The 19399-nt window shown below is 69.2% G+C and carries 11 protein-coding genes and 2 tRNA genes; 10 read left to right on the top strand and 3 right to left on the bottom strand.

Annotation, left to right across the window (positions count from 1 at the left end; genetic code table 11):
- Window positions 1-979, bottom strand: a 979-nt coding sequence (locus tag MZTS_RS12590; protein WP_192284106.1) for an FAD-binding oxidoreductase, incomplete at its 3' end; no start/stop codon positions are given.
- A gap of 197 nt (window positions 980-1176) precedes the next feature.
- Here MZTS_RS12590 and MZTS_RS12585 point away from each other — a divergent pair.
- From MZTS_RS12585 to MZTS_RS12555, 7 genes are all read left to right on the top strand, one after another.
- Window positions 1177-1872 carry a fumarylacetoacetate hydrolase family protein gene (locus MZTS_RS12585; protein ID WP_192284105.1) on the top strand — a complete coding sequence of 232 codons (696 nt, stop codon included), beginning with the start codon at window positions 1177-1179 and terminating at the stop codon, window positions 1870-1872.
- Between the two features lie 31 nt (window positions 1873-1903).
- A complete protein-coding gene (locus tag MZTS_RS12580; protein ID WP_192284104.1) occupies window positions 1904-2380 on the top strand; it encodes an NUDIX domain-containing protein in 477 nt (158 codons plus the stop codon).
- A 104-nt stretch (window positions 2381-2484) separates the two neighbouring features.
- Window positions 2485-2559 (top strand) — tRNA-Gly (locus MZTS_RS12575).
- An 89-nt stretch (window positions 2560-2648) separates the two neighbouring features.
- Window positions 2649-2723, top strand: a tRNA-Gly gene (locus MZTS_RS12570).
- A gap of 809 nt (window positions 2724-3532) precedes the next feature.
- Window positions 3533-9769, top strand: a complete 6237-nt coding sequence (locus tag MZTS_RS12565) for an autotransporter outer membrane beta-barrel domain-containing protein (protein ID WP_192284103.1) — start codon at window positions 3533-3535, stop codon at window positions 9767-9769.
- Window positions 9770-10106: 337 nt separating this feature from the next.
- Window positions 10107-13265, top strand: a complete 3159-nt coding sequence (locus MZTS_RS12560; protein ID WP_192284102.1) for an autotransporter domain-containing protein — start codon at window positions 10107-10109, stop codon at window positions 13263-13265.
- 246 nt (window positions 13266-13511) lie between these two features.
- A complete protein-coding gene (locus MZTS_RS12555) occupies window positions 13512-14762 on the top strand; it encodes a DegT/DnrJ/EryC1/StrS family aminotransferase (RefSeq protein WP_192284101.1) in 1251 nt (416 codons plus the stop codon).
- Between the two features lie 95 nt (window positions 14763-14857).
- On the opposite strand, the gene MZTS_RS12550 is transcribed toward MZTS_RS12555, so the two are convergent.
- Both MZTS_RS12550 and MZTS_RS12545 read right to left on the bottom strand, forming a co-directional pair.
- Entirely contained in the window at window positions 14858-15112 is a 255-nt protein-coding gene (locus MZTS_RS12550; protein ID WP_192284100.1) for a DUF6894 family protein, read from the bottom strand.
- Window positions 15112-15825, bottom strand: a complete 714-nt coding sequence (locus tag MZTS_RS12545) for a Crp/Fnr family transcriptional regulator (protein WP_009864589.1) — start codon at window positions 15823-15825, stop codon at window positions 15112-15114. Before MZTS_RS12545 ends, MZTS_RS12550 begins: the two co-directional genes overlap by 1 nt.
- 363 nt (window positions 15826-16188) lie before the next feature.
- On the opposite strand from MZTS_RS12545, the gene MZTS_RS12540 reads away from it, so the two are divergent.
- The 3 genes from MZTS_RS12540 to MZTS_RS12530 all read left to right on the top strand — a co-directional run bounded on the left by MZTS_RS12540 (window position 16189) and on the right by MZTS_RS12530 (window position 19323).
- Complete coding sequence (locus MZTS_RS12540) at window positions 16189-16473, top strand: response regulator (RefSeq protein WP_192284099.1); 285 nt, start codon at window positions 16189-16191, stop codon at window positions 16471-16473.
- Window positions 16470-17219 carry a Crp/Fnr family transcriptional regulator gene (locus MZTS_RS12535; protein ID WP_192284098.1) on the top strand — a complete coding sequence of 250 codons (750 nt, stop codon included), beginning with the start codon at window positions 16470-16472 and terminating at the stop codon, window positions 17217-17219. The genes MZTS_RS12540 and MZTS_RS12535 overlap by 4 nt, the downstream gene beginning before the upstream one ends.
- Window positions 17220-17751: 532 nt before the next feature.
- On the top strand, window positions 17752-19323 hold the full coding sequence (locus MZTS_RS12530) for an ABC transporter substrate-binding protein (RefSeq protein WP_192284097.1): 1572 nt from the start codon (window positions 17752-17754) through the stop codon (window positions 19321-19323).
- Window positions 19324-19399 lie beyond the last annotated feature (76 nt).

Raw genomic sequence — 19399 nt, 5'->3', positions numbered from 1 at the left:
CCTGCGCGGCGCTGCCGCCGATGACGGCGTCCTGCACCAGACCCGCCTCCATCGCCTCGGACAGCAGGCCTTCCAGAGCCGCGCGGGCCTCGCTGCCGGGATGGGGGGAGGAGAGCTCGACCAGGGCGTAGGCGTCATGAGATCCGGCGAGCGGCGGGCGCACGTCGGTGCCGTGCCTCAGCACCATCTCCAGGCCGAAGCGGGGCATGTACTCGAAGGCCGTCAGCCCCCGGTCGGCGCCCGACCGCAGCCGCGCGAACAGGGCCAGGGCTGCCTGCGCCGAGGGCAGGCCGACGAAGCCGACGCTCTTGGACAGCGGCTTGGGAAACAGCTTCAGGGTCGCGGCGGTGATGAGGCCGAGGGTTCCCTCGGAGCCGACGAAGAGGTGCTTGAGGTCGTAGCCCGCATTGTTCTTGCGCAGGGCCTTCAGCCCGTTCCAGACCCGGCCGTCGGCGAGCACGACCTCGAGCCCGAGCACGAGGTCGCGGGCATTGCCGTAGGCGAGCACGGCGAGCCCCCCGGCATTGGTGGCGAGGCCGCCGCCGATCCGCGCCGTGCCGTCCGCCGCCCAGGCGAGCGGGAACAGCATCCCCGCCGCGTCGGCCGCCGCCTGCACCTCGGCCACGGTCATACCCGCCTCGACCGTGATGCTGGCCCCGAGGGGATCGACGGCGCGCAGCCGCGTCAGCCGGTTCAGCGACAGCACGATTCCGCCGAAGGGCACCCCACCACCGACGAGGCCGGTATTGCCCCCCTGGGCCACCACCGGCACCCGCGCCTCGGCGCAGGCCCGCATGGTGAAGGCGACCTCCTCGGTCGTGCCCGGCGCGACCACGGCCAGGGCATCGCCGCGATAGAGCCCGCGCGCCTCGACGAGATGCGACGCCAGCCCCTCGGGATCGGTGCGGACATACCGGGCGCCGAGCCGCTCCGAGAGCGTGGCGAGGAGGCGATCAGGGGGGAAGGCGGCGTCGGTCATCGGCGTCGGTCGGATGGCGGGACAATACGGCTGGGATAGGCCGGAGAGGCCCCCTTTGCACGCCGAGATGAGAAGGGCGGGAGACGATGCGAGCGCGGCATGGCACGCTCCGCGCTTCCGAGGGTTTCCTTCCCCCAGCGGATCGCCGCCCGGCTCGCCCGCGTTCCGCCGTCCCGACCATGAGGCTTCCAGGCGCCATGCTGTCCGTGATCCCGAATCCGCCCCGCATCACGCTGCCGATCCATGGCAGCGACGATCTCTTCCCCGTGCGGCGGGTCTATTGCGTCGGCCGCAATTACCGCGCCCATGCCCGAGAAATGGGCGCCGACGAGCGCGACCCGCCCTTCTTCTTCCTCAAACCCGCCGACACCCTGCAGGTCGTGCCCGAGGGCGGGACGGCCGACCATCCCTATCCGCCGCGCACCGAGAACTACCATTTCGAAGTGGAACTGGTGGCCGCCCTCGGCCAGGGCGGGCGCGACATCCCCGTCGCCACCGCCGCCGCCCATGTCTACGGCTACGCCGTCGGCCTCGACATGACCCGCCGCGACCTTCAGGACGAGGCCAAGCGGCAGGCCCGGCCCTGGGACATGGGCAAGGCGGCGGATCTTTCCGCCCCCATCGGCCCGTTGCGGCCGGCCGGCACCATCGGCCATCCGCGCACCGGGGCGATCACCCTCGCGGTCGACGGTGAGGAGCGCCAGCGGGGCGACCTTTCCGAGATGATCTGGTCGGTGCCGGAGCAGGTCGCGCTGCTCTCGACCTATTTCGAGCTGCATCCCGGCGACCTGATCTTCACCGGCACGCCCTCCGGCGTCGGCCCGGTCCGGCGCGGGCAGACCATGACCGCACGGATCGAAGGCGTGGGTGCGATCGGGCTCAGGGTGGTGTGACGCCCGTATATCGGCAGGATAGAAGCCGGGGATGATCGTGAATCTCGACCGGCCCTGGCTGCAGCGCCTCGCCCTGCGCGCCGCGCTCCTCACCCGCGGCATGACGCTCGGCGTCCGCGGCGTCGCCATCGACGGGCAGGGGAGGGTGTGCCTCGTGCGCCATACCTATGTCGGCGGCTGGCACCTGCCGGGCGGCGGCATCGAACCCGGCGAGAGCGCCCCGGCGGCGATGATCCGCGAGTTCCGCGAGGAAGCCGAGATCGTGGTCTCGCCCGAGGCGCCCCTGCGGCTGCACGGCTTCTTTCTCAATCCGGCCGCCCTGCGTCGCGACCATATCGCCCTCTACGTGGCCCCGGCCTTCACGGTGACCGGTCCGAAGCGGCCCGACCGCGAGATCGCCGAGAGCGGCTTCTTCCCCCTCGACGCCCTGCCGGCAGGCACCACCCGCGCCACCCGCGCCCGCCTCGATGAGATCCGCCACGGGCAGCCCTCGGCCGAGCTTTGGTGAGCCGCGTAAAAACCGCGAACTTGGCCCTTGCATCCTCCGGCGGAATGGTGTTTAGACAGCGCCACCGACGGAGGCGCCACGGCGCCGGACGAACGGACGAGAGAGCGGGTGTAGCTCAGGGGTAGAGCACAACCTTGCCAAGGTTGGGGTCGAGGGTTCGAATCCCTTCGCCCGCTCCAGTTTTTAAAACTGACCAACCGGACGAAGGTCGCCTTCCGGCATTTTCGTTTTGGCTCGTAACCGATTGTCCAGCCGGACGGACATGTGAGCGGGTGTAGCTCAGGGGTAGAGCACAACCTTGCCAAGGTTGGGGTCGAGGGTTCGAATCCCTTCGCCCGCTCCAGTCTCATCGACATCAAGCCTTTTCAGACCCGACCCGCGATGCGCTCGCAGGGCCGCGACGGGCCGATCCTACGCGTCTCAACCCTTCCTTTCCTCGACTGGCTCGCCCCGAAGCCGATCGCCGCACGCCCGCGCCTGCCGCGACCTCTGTCACCCTGCCGCCACACGAGACGCGACGCGCCAGGCAGCGAACAGAGGAGCCGTCGAGACTGTCAATCATATGTTATATTCTCCATCCAGAACCGGAGAATGCCGGGCTCGGCGTTCGGTCCTGCCCAGAACAGGATCCTCGCGACTCGGGCCGGAGACAAGAACGGATCGGGAGGCGGAACGGTCTTCACCGAAATGAAGCCCGAATCGGCTTAAGCGCTCACGAAGCCGCGATCGCCGGGAACGCTCCCGGCGCCATGACGGCGCAGCGGGGAAGGCGTGGCGAGGCTCCCTCGGACCATCGTGCCGAAACGAGCATCGGCACTTGGAGATGAATGATGCAGAACCCGACAGGCTCACGCATCCCAGTCGAATCCGGGCGCTCTGCGCGGCTCACCATGCCGGGCACGATGCCGGGCCACTCGTGACGTCGGCATTTCATGCACCAGCGAAGATGATCCGCGCTGGACATGGACATACCTCCGGCTATGACCGAATTCATCAAAGCAAAGATTGGCGTGCCTGTGCCTGTCAGCTTGGCACCGCGTAAGACCAGTGCACGATCACAGGTATAGAAGGGCCCGCGTTTCCATGACTTCGCCCTGGATGTCTCGCCCTCGCCGGCGGATGGATTCGACCCAGCTGGGATGCTCCCTCGCCTTGCTGACGGGAGTGAGCGTCTGCGCGCTGATCGTGACGCAGGGCGGAGAGGCCCGGGCCCAGGACGCCGCGCGCTCCTTCGTGCAGCGCGGGGCCGACGGCCCGAAAGGCGAGAACTGCGCCTTACTCTGCTTCAACAAAGATGGCGGTGACGGCGCGAGCGGGCCGAATGTGCAGGTCACCCAGGGCGACTCGCTGACGATCCTCCAGGGTATGGCCGTCGAGGCCAGGTCGACCGGCGGAAACGGCGGGAACAATCCGAAGGGCCTCGTTTTCGACGGCAATGGCGGTCGGGGCGGAAACGGCGGCGCCGTGACTCTGACCGAGACTGGGCCGGTGACTGGCGGCCTCGATCAGAGCGCCGGGCTCGCGCTGATCGGCGTTGCCTCGCAGGGCGGCAAGGGCGGCGATGGCGGGGATAAGGGCATTGCCCGGGGCGGCGATGGCGGGCCTGCCCGCCTCATCCTGCAGGCGCCGCTCTCCGCCTTCGGGGATCGCACCTCCGGCGTCTCGGTTCGCTCCAGGGGCGGCAAGGCGGGCGACGGCGCCACCTCCGAAAGCAAGCGCTCGGAGCAGACGGGCGGCCTGGGCGGCTTGGCGGAACTCACCGTCACTCCCGCGGGCAGGATCGAGACCGGCGGCGCCTCCGCGCCCGGCGCCGTGATCGAGTCCCTCGGCGGCGATGGCGGCATGAGAACCACGCGGGGCAGCAGCGAGCTTCCCGGCGATGCCGGTGCCGGCGGTCGGGCCGTGCTCGTCAACCAGGGCAGCATCGTCACGGCGGGCGCGAACTCGGTCGGCGTCCTGGTCCAGAGTGTCGGCGGCGCCGGCGGCGGCGACACCACCGGCATCAACGGTTCGGCGGGCGGCAAGGGCGGCGCCGGCGGCGCGGTCAAGGTGGACCAGATCGGCACCCTCACGACCCTCGGCGCGTACAGTTCGGCCCTCATCGCCCAATCGGTCGGCGGGCCGGGCGGCGATGGCGGCCGCGCGCCCTTCGGAAGCGGCGGCGACGGCGGCTCGGCCGGGGCCGGCGGGTCAGTGGAGGTGACTCAGGCCGGCACGATCCGGACCTCCGGGACCGGCTCGGCCGGCGTCCTGGCGCAGAGCGTCGGCGGCGGCAACGCGCTCGACGCCTTCCAGGCCTCGGCCCCACAGGCCGGGCGCGGCGGCGGCAGCGGCGGACAGGCCGGCATCCTGCCCTTCACCTCCGGCGGAACCGGGGGCATGGGCGGCCTCGGCGGCGCGGTCACGGTGCAGCAGAGCGGCGGGATCGAGACGGCGGGGACGGACGCCTACGGCATCCTGGCCCAGAGCATCGGCGGCGGCGGCGGCGTCGGCGGCGCCTCGATCAAGCCGGGCGCCTTCTTCACCTACGCGCTGGGCGGCGGCGGCGGCGCCGGCGGCCATGCCGGCACGGTCCAGGTGAAGGCGGCCGGCGGATCGATCGCGACCTCCGGGGACGGGGCGAGCGCGATCCTGGCCGAGAGCGTCGGCGGCGGCGGCGGTGCCGGCGGCGTCGCCTCGGCCACGACAGCAAGTCCGGGCTTCGCGGTCGCCCTGTCGGTGGGCGGCAGCGGCGGCGGTGGCGGCAAGGGCGGCGAGGCGCGGATCGAGAGCAGCGCCGGCGTGACCACGAGCGGTCGCGCGGCGCTCGGCCTCGACGCGCTCAGCATCGGCGGCGGCGGCGGCGTCGGCGGCTCGGCGCGCTCCACGGCCATCGCGACGCCCCTGGTCCTGCCCAATGGAAAGACCCTGCCGAGCATCGCCGTCTCGGCCTCGGTCGGCGGCTCCGGCGGCCTGGGCGGCGCGGGCGGCCTCGCCTCGGTGACCAATAGCGGCACCGTCGTCACCTATGGCGGCGCCGCGACCGGGGTGCAGGCCCTCAGCATCGGCGGCGGCGGCGGCATGGCCGGCGACGCCCTGGCCTATGCCCTCGCGGTCGCGCCGCCCGGCGAGGCGGCGATCAGCTTCAGCACCACCCTCGGCGGAACCGGCGGCGGCGGCGGCAAGGGCGGCCGGGCCGAGATCACCAATCGCGGCTTCGTCTCGACCTCCGGCGACGAGGCCGTCGGCCTCCAGGCGGAGAGCATCGGCGGCGGCGGCGGCAATGCCGGCAAGTCGAACGCCACGAGCAACAGTCTCAGCCTGCGGCAGAACATCGACGCGGCACAGGCCATCGGCGGCAAGGGCGGCAGCGGCGGCGACGGCGGCACGATCGGCGTCGACAATTTCGGCACGGTGGTGACCGGCGGCAGCTTCGCCCACGGCATCCTGGCCCAGAGCATCGGCGGCGGCGGCGGCAACGGCGGCAGCGCCACGGGGCTCGCGGCGCCCGGCTTCTCCTTCGACAGGACCTTGAACGAGCTGATCGGCAAGCTCCCGGTGGCGGACACCCTGTCGGTGACCCGGACCATCGGCGGCCAGGGCGGCGGCGGCGGCAAGGGCCAAGCCGTCACCGTGACCAATGCAGGCGTCCTGCGGACCGGCGGCTCCGACGCGATCGGCATCTTCGCCCAGAGCATCGGCGGCGGCGGCGGCACCGGCGGTGACGTGCAGGGCGCCGCCCAGGGCAAGCTCAACGCGAATCTCACCCTCGGCGGCAAGGGCGGCGGCGGCAATACCGGCGGCAGCGTCACGGTGACCAACGCTGCGGCGGGCGGAATCGAGACCTGGGGCGACGGCGCGCACGGCATCGTCGCGCAGAGCATCGGCGGCGGCGGCGGTTTCGGCGGCAGCGTCGCGGCGCGCAAGGCGTCCGAGGCGGACGCCGTCGGCCAGATCTGGACCCAGATCAAGACGGCGATCGGCGTCACGGCCTACAACGACTGGGCCAAGGACAAAAAAAACAAGGACACCAAGGAAGCCCTCGATCAATTTCTGAAAGACATCAAAGACACCGATCAGTACAAATCTCTCGCCAAGAAGATCAAGGATTCCGAATTCGGCAAGCTGCTGCAATCCTACAGCAAGAGCGCGTCTGACTATCTGGCCGCGCAGAAGAAGAGCAGCGTCAAGCTGCCCGACGTGGCGGCAACCCTGAGCCTCGGCGGCGATGGCGGCACAGGCGGCAAGGGCGGCGCGGCCACCGTCACCAATGACGGGACCATCACGACCCTCGGCGCTGTCGCCCACGGCGTCTTCGCCCAGAGCGTCGGCGGCGGCGGCGGCCAGGGCGGCATGGCCTTCGCCGCCGCGACCAACGCCAACAACTACCGGGCAGTCCTCGGCGGCACGGGCGGTGACGGCAACGAGGGCGGCACGGTCACGATCGTCAACCGCGGCGCCGTCGCGACGGCGGACGACATGTCCTACGGCCTGTACGGCCAGAGCGTCGGCGGTGGCGGCGGCAGCGGCGTGGGCGCCACGACCACCGGCAGCAGCAAGGAGGGCAGCCTGATCGTCACCCTCAATGTCGGCGGCGATGGCGGCAAGGGCGGCAAGGGTGGCGACGTCTCGGTCGAGAACACGGGCGCGGTCGTCACCGCCGGCAACGAGGCCCACGGCATCGTGGCCCAGAGCGTCGGCGGCGGCGGCGGGTCGTTCCTGCTCCCGGTCGTCAAGGGGACGGCCAAGGAGACGGTGAAGGCCGATGCCTCCGCGCAGACGGGCAAGGCGCAGGCCGCGAAGACCCAATCCGGCAGCGACGCCAAGGAACTCGCCAACGCGCTGCTGGCGGCGGTCGGGATCGAGAAGATCGCCGAACAGCCTGCGTCCGAGGGCGCGCCGAAGAAGTCCGGTAGCCTGACCCTGGGCGGCTCCGGCAAGGCGGCCGGCGATGGCGGCGCCGTGACGGTCACGCAGGGCGGCACGGTGGCCACCGGCGGCTTCGGCGCCCTCGGTCTCCTGGCGCAGAGCGTCGGCGGCGGCGGCGGCACGGCGGCGGCCGCGGCCAGCGCCAGCGGCGACGCCTACACCTTCGGGATCGGCGGCGCGGGCGGCGCGAACGGCAACGGCGGCACGGTGGATGTCACCCTCTCGGCCGGCGCCCAGGTGACGACCACGGGCGATGCCGCGACCGCCCTGCTGCTGCAATCGATCGGCGGCGGCGGTGGCTATGCCGGCGCACATCAGGTGATGGGCTACGCGGTTCCCTTCCTGCTTCGGGAGGGCGCGCAGGGCAATGGCGGCGCCATCAGCGTCACCCTCAAGGACGGCGCCGCGATCCGCACCAGCGGCGAGCGCTCCCACGGCATCCTGGCCCAGAGCCTCGGCGGCGGCGGCGGCCTGATCGTAGACCTGTCCAACCCGATCCTCGCCTCCGGCCAGTTGGTCCAGGCGCCGGACCCGCTCAAGTCGCGCGCCACCTCCACCGGCTCCGGCGGCACCATCACCATCACGAGCGCCGGGTCGATCGTCGCCACCGGCAAGGATTCCAACGCGATCTTCGCGCAGAGCGGCGTCCAGAGCAGTGACGGCCGCCTCGACCCGACCCGTGCGGGCGGCGCCATCGCCGTCACCGTCACCGTAAACGGGGTCACCACCGGCGGCAGCGGCACCGGCGCGGCGATCCGCCTCGAGGGCGGCGCCTTCAACAACCGCATCCTGATCGACGAGCGGGCCGTGGTCAGCGCCGCCTCCGGCCGGGCCGTCGTCGGCACCATCAACCCGGTCGAGATCAGCAACCGCGGCACCCTGATCGGCGACATCGTGACGCCCGATCGGACCGCCGATCGCGTCAGCGCCGTGGTGAACGGCCCGGACGGCTTCGGCTCGGCGGTGCTGCGCACGCGCCCCGACGGCGTGATCGATCTCGGCCGCGGCGGCTGGCTGTACAACCATGCCACGCTCGACATCGGCGGGGTCGGCACCGTCGCCCAGACCACTCTGACCGGGAACTTCACGCAGACCAGCGGGGGCCGGATGCTGGTCGACGTCGCGCCGCTCGCCCAAGCCGGCGCCCTGCGCGCCGACCTGCTGACGGTGAGCGGACTGGCTTGGCTTACCGGCACCGTGCAGCCCAACGTTATCGGCGGGCTCCTGCCGGGACAGTACACCTTCCTCACGGCGGGCGGCATCACGAACATGACGGCGGGAGCCGCCTCCACGACGATCCAGTCGGACTCGGTGCCGGTGTCCTGGGCGATCCTGCGCTCGGGGAACAGCCTCGCCCTGAGCCCGACCGCCAATTTCGTCACGCCCCTCGGGATGACCCTGAACAGCGACCAGAAATCGGCCGCCGAAGCCCTGCAGACGCTGTGGAACAACGGGTCGATCGGCGAGGCCGACCTGTTCGCCCGGTTCCTCTCGGTCAACAGCACCAGGAGCTATGCTGCGGCGCTCGACGAGCTGAACCAGGAATCGAACCAGTACACCCTGACCGACCGCACCTTCGACACCCGGGCCGGCCTGAAGCGGGCGATGAGTTGCCCCGCCTTCGAGGGGACCGGCACCCTGCTGCGCGAGGGCGAATGTGTCTGGGGCCGCGTCACCGCCGCCCGGACCAGCCTGTTCTCATCGCCCGGCGAGGGCGGCTACCGTCAGAACGCCCTGAGCTACCAGGGTGGCCTGCAGACCGAGTTCGCCCCGGACTGGTTCTTCGGCCTGTCGGGCGCCTATACCCGCGCCAACCAGAGCGATTCCGACCGGATCACCGGCACGGTCAGCGATGCCGGCGACGTTTCCGTGGCCTTGAAGCACCAAGTGGGGCCCTGGCTCTTCGCGGCCTCGGCCAATCTCGGCTATGCGTGGCAGAACAACCTGCGGGCGATCGATATCGGCGGCGGCAATGCGCTGGCGCGCAGCAAGTCGGAAGTGCTCACGGCCGGCGGTCGCCTGCGGGCGAGCTACCAGGTCCTGTTCGAGACTTGGTACATCAAGCCCTATATCGATCTCGATCTGCTCTACTCTCACAGCCCGGCCTATTCCGAGAGCGGTGCGCCGGGGTTGAACCTCGACGTCCGGGCCCTGGGCAAGACGCTGTTCGCCTTCAGCCCGAACGTCGAGATCGGCGGCCGCTTCGATCTCGATGGCGGGCGCTGGCTGCGCCCCTACGGCACCCTCGGCGTGACGCTCCTGTCCGACGATCACTTCACCGGCCTCGCGAGCTTCCAGGGCAGTGGCGTGAACGGCCTGTTCGCCACGAACTCCCGCATCCCGGACACGGTCGGCGAGGCGGGACTCGGCTTCCAGATCGGCCTCGGCGGCGGGGTCGAACTGACGGGCGAGTATCAGGCCCATGTCGGCGACCGGTTCCTGTCGCATCTCGGCACGGCGCGTCTGGCGGTGCGGTTCTGACGCCCGAGGCGGCGCGCGCTCCCGGGCGCGCCGCCTCGGGACCGGGGCGATCACGGCAGGCGCCGCATGGCGGCCCTGTTTCTCGAACGCTGTGCGACAGCCTGCGAATCTGGCTCACAATCAACCTGCGGTCTGTCGACCCCGCCGCCCGATCTTCGCGCTTTATTTTGCCGTCGAGCCTACTCAAGTCAAAGACCGAGCCATCACGGCGTCTTTAATGATATCTTAACCATAAATCGGATCTTATTCAGATCACGGACCCGCTCGATCCGCGGCCTCGGCAGGTGGGTGGCGTCCCGCTCGATACGAGCGTCCTCTCCTCAGCCGGACGATTTCCATGTCGGTCAACAAGGCGCGCGGCCTCTGCCTCGGGTTCCTGCTCGCGAGCCTCCTCTCGAGCACGGCCCTGTCCGCCGAGCGTTACAGCACGATCTGGAATCTCGGGGACAGCCTGTCCGATACGAGGCGCACCTACGAAGCCACGGGAAAGAAATACGTTCCCGCCAAAAGGCAGCCCATCGGCGAACCCTACGATCAGGGGCGCTTCTCGAACGGCCGGGTCTGGATCGAGTATCTTAACAGCGACCTGAATGGCACCCCGTACAACAAGGATCACAACCTGGCCTGGGGCGGCGCCACCGCCGGATATTACGTCAATGCCGGCATCGGTTTTATCGTCGACAAGTTCGAAGCGCAGAACGCGACGCTTATCAAGTCGATCTCCGAGAAAACCGGATTTCCCATTTTCGGGCAGCGGAAATACAAAACCGATGCATCCGAATTTGGAGCGAAACCATTGTTTACGCTCTGGATTGGCGGAAACAATTACAGGCAAGAGGTCGAGGACACGTTCTTGGGCCTGGGCAAGACCGACAAGCCTGTCAAGGACATGAAGCTCGGCAAGGCGTCGAGCCAGTTGCTGGACAGCATTCCGAAAGAGCTGAACCGGCTCAGCGAGGCGGTTCGTGCGCGCAGCGATATCGCCCAAAGAGGCGCGACCTATTACGTGAACACGGTCCCGGACATCGCCACGACGCCCAAGATCACCCGGGACCACCTCAATGTCGCCGAGGCCCTCGGCGCCGAGATCCTCGAGACCAACCGGCAGATCAAGGACAAGCTGTATCGGATTCAGGATCAGTTCGACAGGAACGGGCGATCCGAACGCATCGTCGCCGTCGACGCGGCCGCGCTCCTCAAGGAGGTTCAGGCCCGGCCGGAAAGCTTCGGCTTCAGGAATGGCCAGGACAACTGCGTGAACGCCGATACCGGCCAATATGTCGGCGCCTGCTCGGGCGACACGGTCGGCGACTACCTGTTCTGGGACGAGTTCCACCCGACGACCAAGGCCCACGCCATGATCGCCGATTACGCGTGGAAGACCGACCTGCTGGAGGCGGGAGAACCGGCCGAACTCGTCCGGCCCTACGTCGCCAATATCGAGATCCGCGACCGCACCTTCGCCGGCAGCATCGGCGGCACCGGCGGCCTGATCAAGAGCGGCGAATCGGTGCTGACGCTCGCCGGCCAGAACAGCTATGCCGGCGGAACCCGGATCGACAACGGCACCGTCCGCATCGCCAGCGACGCCAATCTCGGCGCCCGCTCGGGGCTCCTGACCCTGCAGGGCGGCACGCTGAATACCACGCAGAGCCTCACCGTGAACCGCGACATCGCGGTCAACGCCTCGGTGTCGGCGGGCGCGATCGGCGGCTCGACCTTCGGGGCGACCTTCCGGACCGAGGCCGGCACGATCCTGACCCTGCGGGACAACACCCTCTCGGGCAGCGGCGATCTCGCCAAGACGGGTCTCGGTACCCTCGATCTCCGCTCATCGGTCACCGAGGCCCGCGTGCTGACCGCGGTTCAGGAAGGCACGCTGAAGATCAACACGGCCACGACCTATCGCACGACCGAACTCACCGTGGCGAAGGACGCGGTGCTCGGCGGATCGGGCACGATCATCGGCACGGTCCGGAACGAAGGCCTGCTGTCGCCGGGCAATTCCATCGGCACCCTGACCATCGACGGCGATTACGAGCAGGCCGGCAGCGGTCGCATCCGGATGGAGGTCGACACCGACCGCGTCGATGCCCTGCGGGTCAACGGCAACCTCGTCGTCGGCGGCGGCATCGACCTCATCTTCGACCCGGCCGACAAGATCGCCCGCCAGAGCTTCACCTTCGCCACCAGCACGGGCGCCACCAGCGGTCGCTTCGGCGAGGTGATCGACCTCAACCCCTTCCTGACCGAGACCCTGACCTACGAGCCGAACGCGGTCTCGATCACCTTCAACCGCGACTTCACCGCTCCGGCGATCACAGCCAACCAGCGCGCGGTCGCCCGGCACCTGAACCGCTCCTACCTGCTGCAGCCCCAGGGCGATCTCGACACGGTGTTCTACGCCCTCGACCGGACCGAGACCGACGCCGCCGGCGCGGCGGCCCTGCAGTCCCTCTCGGGCGAGGCCATCGCCAATGCGGCCACGGCCGATGCGGTGCAGCGCGGACAGTTCGTGCGCGCCCTCGAAGACCGCATGGCGGATCGCCGGGCCGGGCGCACCGATCTCCAGCCCGGCATCGGCCTCGACGGATCCTGGGCCGCCCTCGATCCGGTCGGCACCGGCCAGGCCCTGCGCGCCGCCGCCGCCGGCCTCACCGGCACGGCACCGGCCACGGGAGACGTGTCCCTGTGGGCGCGCGCCCTCGGCGGTCCCGGCTCCATCGGCGGACGCGGCGGGTTCGATCTCAACCAAGCCGGCGTGCTGGTCGGCGCGGACAAGCAGTTCGATGGCGCCCTGCTCGGCGCCAGCTTCGGCTACGCCGATGGCAGCACCGCCGCCCTCTCCAGCGCGAATCGCGGATGGTCCAGCGCCTATCAGGGCTCGGTCTACGGCTCGCTCGATCTCGAACCGGTCTTCGTCGATGCGGTGGCGGCCTATACCCATACCGACAACCGGACGAGCCGCGGCCTCGCCTTCGGCGACCTGTCACGGACCGCCATCGGCCGCTTCGGCGGCGACGACCTCAGCGCGGCGGTCAAGCTCGGGACGCGCGCCCGGTTCGGCGCCCTTTACGCCGAGCCGAGTCTCGGCCTCGACTGGTATCGGCTGAGCCGCGACGGCTTCTCCGAGCAGGGCGCCGGATCGGCCGGCCTCCTCTCCCGGTCGGAGACGCAGGACATCGTGCAGCCCTCGGTCGGGGTGCGGCTGAGCTCGGCCTTCCTGCACGACGGCATCCTGATCAGCCCCGAACTGCGGGCGCGCTACTACCGCAATGTCGGCGATACGGTCTCGCTGGTGACGGCCTCGCTGATCGGCGCCCCCGGCGCCCCCTTCACCACCACCTTCGCCGGCATCGGCCGCGACACCGGCGTCGTCAGTGCCGGCCTCACGGCACAGAAGGAGACCGTGCAGGTCTTCGCCCGCTACGAGGCGGCGGTCGGCTCCAACCTCACCGCCCATCTCTTCGCCGGCGGCCTGCGCTACGCTTGGTAAGGATGGCACGCGCGCTGCCGGGCCCAGGTCCGGTGCCGGGCCCGAACCGGCAAGCCGGGGCCGGGGCCGGGCGAGCATGCCCGCACGTGGGTTCCCTCCTTCCGGTTCAGGCGGCATTAACGTTTCGTTAGCCATACAAATCTTAACATCTTTCCGGCGCAGGAAGGCCGGGCATGCTCGATCATCGCAGAATGCGTAGGGCCGGACGCTCACCGGCCGAGCACGCCATCGCAGCGCCGAGGCTCGATGCAACCCGCTCCGCTTGACCCCGTCCGCGAGGCGGACGCCCCCGGCCAGCCTGAGCCTCCGCTCCAGGCGACCCTGCGCCGGTTGGAGCGGGAATTCGCCGGGCCTCTCGGCCCAGCTGCCCCGGAGGCCGGGGACGGCGCGGAGGCGCCGGTCTACGTCACCCGCCCGTTCCTGCCGCCGCTCGAAGAGTTCGAGCCGCTCCTGCGGGAGATCTGGCGGACGCGGATCCTGACCAATGGCGGCCCGTTCCATCGCGAATTGGAGGCGCGGCTCGCCGCCCATCTCGGCGTGCCGCAGGTCGCCCTGTTCAACAACGCCACCACCGCGCTGATCGTGGCGCTGCGGGCGCTCGAACTCTCCGGCGAGGTGATCACCACGCCCTATTCCTTCGTCGCGACCTCGCACGCCCTGATGTGGAGCGGCCTGACCCCGGTCTTCATCGATATCGATCCGGACACCCTCAACCTCGATCCCGCCCGGATCGAGGCCGCGATCACACCGCGCACCCGCGCGATCCTGCCCGTTCACTGCTACGGACGGCCCTGTGACGTGGAGGCCATCACCGCCATCGCCGACCGGCACGGGCTCAAGGTGATCTACGACGCCGCCCACGCCTTCGGCGTGCGCCATCGTGGCGGAAGCGTCCTCAACCACGGCAACCTGTCGGTGCTGAGCTTCCACGCCACCAAGGTGTTCAACACCTTCGAGGGCGGCGCCATCGTCTGCGCCGATCCGGCCATGAAGGACCAGATCGACAAGCTGAAGAATTTCGGCTTCGAGGACGAGACCTCCGTGAGCGGGGTCGGCCTCAACGGCAAGATGAGCGAGCTGAACGCGGCCTTCGGCCTCGTGCAGCTCCGGCATATCGACACCGCCCTGGCAGGCCGGAGGGCGGTGGACGCGGCCTATCGCGAGGGCCTGCGCGACATCCCCGGGATCCGCTGCCTCGACGCGGCGGAGGAGGGGGCGGCCAACTACGCCTATTTCCCGATCCTGGTCGGGCCCGATCATCCCATCGACCGCGACGCGCTCTACGATGCGCTCAAGCGCGACGGTATCCATGCCCGGCGTTACTTTTCCCCCCTGATCTCCGATTTCCCGGCCTATCGGACCCTTCCCAGCGCCGACCGGAGGCACTTGCCCGCGGCGGCCATGGCCGCCGATCAGGTGCTGTGCCTGCCGATCTATCCGGACCTCGATCCCGGTACCGTGGCGCGGATCATCGGGCGGATCGCCGCTTCACAGTGAAGGCTTCCTCCGCGCAATCGAAGCGATGAGACCGACCGGTCTTGTCAGGACAGCGAAGCGGCGGATCACCCCGCTCCGATCAAGCGGATTCCGTCTCACTCCTGATCCGCCCCTGGGGTTACGGTCTCTCCGAACGGCACGGTGAGGACGGGCGCGCCCGCCTCGTCGACGATCTCGAAACGGCAGACGAACCAGTCGCAGATGCTGTCGGAGCGGGTATGGGCGATCAGGTCGCGCGCCGCCGCCAGGGCCTGGGTGCGGGCCACCTGCGGGTCGGCCAGGATCTCCCCCTCCGGATCGGGCGCCAGCTTGTCGGGACCATAGCGCAGATGGAAGAAGTAGCGAGGCATCACGCGCCCTCGATCAGCCGTGCATATTCCGCCTCCGCCACCCCGTAACTGGTATCGGCCAGGGCCTCCAGCAGCGCGCGGTCGAGAACGGTGATGCACCCGCGCCGGCTCCGGATCCGGCCGGCCCCCTCCAGGTTCTGCAGGGCCAGGGTCACGCCCGAGCGCTGCACCCCCAGCATCAGCGCCAGGAAGTCGTGCTTGATCTGCACCTCGTCGCCGTCGAGCCGGTCGTGGCACATCAGAAGCCAGCGGGCGAGGCGGGCCTCGATGGTGAAGCGGGCATTGGCGAAGGCGGTCTGCCGGATCTGCACGATCTCGGCCTGCAGGTAGCGCAGCAGCAGGGCGCGCAGGGGTTCGCTCTCCTCGACGGCTTCGTGGAGCGGCGCGACGGCGATGCGGAGGGCGCGGCCGGGCACCTGGACGAAGTGGTCGTGCGGAATCCGGTCACTGCCGGTCAGGATGGGCACCGCGCCGACCAAGCCCTCCCGCCCGACCATGCCGACCTCGACGCCGCCCTCCGGCCCGTTCGCCGTGATCGAGAAGATGCCGCTTTCCGGAAAGTAGAGATGCTCGACCGGCCGGTCGGGGGCGATCAAGGTCGTCTGCACCGCCAGCTCCAAGCACTGCAGAAACGGCGCGAGCCGGGAAAAGTCCTCGGACGAGATGGCCCTGAGAAGGCGGTTGCGGATCGTCGCCTGTTGAGGATGCACCATGCCTCCTCCTTCCGGGGATGATGCGACGGGAAGCGCGGCTCGCTGACGGCAAGCAAATTGATAAGTTGATTTATGATTATATTTGCAAATTTAAAGATCAATCTATAATATACTTACGATCAGACATAGCATATAACAAATATTGCTTTGTCGGAAATCACACCAAGCGTGACATCCGATTTACATGCCACACAAACCACGCTTAGAACGGTCGCACCGCCCATCCTTGCCGAGGCGCTGATCGATTCTTTTTCGGGAGCGAGCATGAAACCCCGGTGACAGGAAGATTTCGTCCTGCTGGTCGAAGCCGACCCGGTCGTCGGCCTGGACCTGGCGGATGCCCTGGAGGCGGCGGGCTACCGCGTGACGGGGCCGATCCGAACCGCCGCCGAGGCGGAGATGTCGCTCAGCCATCGAATTCCCGCCCTGGCCGTGCTCGACTTCACGGAAGTGGATGGCGCCGGCTCGCGGCTGGCGCGCACGCTTCACCGACGCGGCGTGCCCTTCCTCGTCTGCGCCGAGCGCGGCGGCGCGACCGGACGCGACAGGGAATTCGCCGACATGCCGTGCCTGTCGAAACCGGCCTGGCACCGTGACGTGACCTGGACGATGGACGAACTCGCCGCTCGCATGGGACGGGTCGAATGAGGCTCATGGTCAGCGACAGAGCCGTCACCCGCGGCCCGCTTCTCCGTAAGCTGCAGCTCTGCGGACCGCTGCAGGAGGCGGACGAGGACATCCTGGCCGGGATCGAGGCGAGCACCCGCGCCGTTCCAGCCGGCGCGGACCTGATCCGTGAGGGCGACCGGCCCGAGGGGATGATCGTGATCACGGAGGGCTTCGCCTGCCGCTACAAGCTGCGGGAGAACGGCGCGCGCCAGATCATGGCCTATCTGATTCCGGGAGATGTCTGCGATCTCGACGCATCGGTCGTGAACCGGATGGATCATGCCGTCGGCACGCTCTCCGCCTGCCGCATGGCGCGGGTGGCACAGGACAACGGCCGGGACCTGCTCCGACGCCCGGCGCTCACCCAGGCCTTGCAGACGGCGGCCCTGGTGGACGGAGCCACTTTGCGCGAATGGCTCGTCAATATCGGCCGCCGCTCCGCCGTGGAGCGCCTCGCGCATCTGTTCTGCGAGTTGTTCGTGCGCCTGAGCGCGGTGGGGCTGACGAGCGAGAACGGCTACGACCTGCCCATCACCCAGATCGACCTCGCCGACACCACCGGCATGACCAGCGTCCACGTCAACCGCTCCCTGGGGGAGCTCAAGCGCGCGGGGCTGATCGAGCGCAGGGGCAAGCGCCTGACGCTGCGCGACCTGCCCCACCTCATGGAAGTCGCCGAATTCCGCGCCGATTACCTGCACCCGATGGATCTGGCCCTGGCGTAGCACCGGGTCGGACGAGGAGGGAAGCGACCGACGGGGCGGCGACAGGCGGCCCCGCCGGTTCGGGCATCAGCGGTCCCGCGACGCGGTGGCGCGCGAAGCCTGGTTCCTGTTGCCCTCGGCGGCGGGGGCACGGGCCGTCATCCCGGCAGGGCCCGAACCGCCTCCCATGTCGCCGCCCGTCATCGCATCCCCATCTGCATCCCGCCCGCCTTCCCCACCCGCGAGGGGTCGGACGGAACCGGCGTCGGGAACTGCTTGGATGCCTCCGGCGAAGGCCGCACCGGCACCGACAATCGGCAAGGACGAGCCGCCCACCCGTCCCCAAGCCGTCGCACGCAGCCGTGCCGCGAGAAACGGCACCGAATTCGGATGCCCTGCCCATCCCATGCTCATCGGCGCCCGCTTGCCCTCGCCCCCTGCAAGCGCGACGGCCGCAGCGTTGCCCGGTTTGACCGTTTCCCGGTTCTGGCACGCGTCCTGCTATGTGGTTTCTGACCACTATGATGGATTTGTGGAAGTCGGGGGCATCAGAATGGCGAATAGAATCGATCGTCGGCGGTTCCTCCAGGGCAGCGCCGCCGCCCTGGGCTTCGCTCAGATCAACCCGGATTTCCTGATTGCCTCGGCCTTCGCCCAGACGGGCAAGCCGCTGGTGTTCCTCTCGGCCGAGAACATCACCGGCAACTGGGATCCGACCGCCCACACCACGCTCTCGCAGAAGAACATCGAGGGCTTCGTGATGGGCTTTCTGACCCGCACGCCGATGACCCTCGATGACCCTGGCAAGGTGGTCTACGAACTCGCCACCGACATCCAGTTGCTCGATCCGCACCGGCTTCAGATCAAGCTGCGCAAGGGCGTACACTTCCACGACGGCAAGCCGTTCAAGGCGGAAGACGTCAAGGCGACCTTCGAATACGGGTCCGGCAAGGACCGGCCGGCGCAATGGTATCCCGGCCCGACCGAGACTCTGACGATCACCACGCCCGACGACGAGACCGTGATCGTCGATACCGCCAAGGGCGGCTATCCCGCCCATCTCTTCCTCTTCCTGGCCTCGTTCCTGCCGATCATGTCGGCCAAGGACATCGCCGAGGGCCCGGGCGGCGTTCTGACCCGGCGCCTGAATGGCACCGGCCCGTTCCGCTTCGTCGAGCAGCGCGGCAACGACACCGTGCTCACGGCCTATGACGGCTACTTCAAGGGCAAGCCGACTATCCCCGGCATCGACTTCACCTTCACCGGCGACTCGACCACCCGGATGCTGTCGCTGATGAACGGTCAGGCCTCGATCGTCGAGCGGCTCGAACCGGAGCAGGTCGAGACGGTGAGGGCCAACCCGAAGATCGCCATCAACCAAGTCGTCTCGGTCGAGAACAAGTATCTCTGGTTCCGCTGCTCCAAGCCGCCCTTCAACGACGTGCGGGTGCGCATGGCCGCCTGCCATTCCATCGACCGGGCGATGCTCCTGGAGATCCTGGGCGCGGCCGGCCACGCCTCGGCGAACTTCATCTCGCCGGTGAAGTTCGGCTACACCGACCTCAAGAACTATCCGGCCTACGACCCGGCCAAGGCGCAGGCGCTGCTGGCGGAGGCCGGGTATCCCAAGGGCAAGGGGCTGCCGCCGCTCGAATACATCACCTCGGTCGGGTTCTATCCGAAGACCAAGGAATACGGCGAAGTCATCACCGCGATGCTCAACGAGCAGGGTTTCCCGGTGAGCCTGACGGTGCTCGAACCGGCGGCCTGGAACGAGCGCCTCTATCACCGCCCCGGCGGTGGCCCCGGCCATATGGTCGATTGCGGCTGGTCCACCGGCTCGCCGGAGCCGGATCTGGTGCTGCGCACGCATTTCCATTCCTCCTCGCACCGGATCACCGGCATCGAGGATGCGGAACTCGACGCGAGCCTCGACAAGGAGCGGGCGGCGCCCAGCCTGGAGGAGCGCAAGGCCATCCTTCAGAACGAGACCATGCCGCTGATCGCGGCCAAGGTGCCGGCCCTGTCGCTGTTCACCTCGGTGATGATCCACGCGATGCAGAAGGAGCTGAAGGGCCTCTACGTCTACCCGGACGGCTCCATCGACGCCGCGAAGACCGCCTGACCGGACTGCCCGCGCCCGGCGCGTGACCCGGCCCCTTTCGAGGGCGGCCGGGTCCGCTCCGCCGATTCCGTCGCCG

This window comes from Methylorubrum zatmanii, from assembly GCF_014845115.1.
Taxonomy (GTDB): Bacteria; Pseudomonadota; Alphaproteobacteria; order Rhizobiales; family Beijerinckiaceae; genus Methylobacterium; species Methylobacterium zatmanii.
The sequence above is the reverse complement of the archived record's forward strand: the minus strand, read 5'-3'. Positions and strand labels throughout refer to the sequence as shown.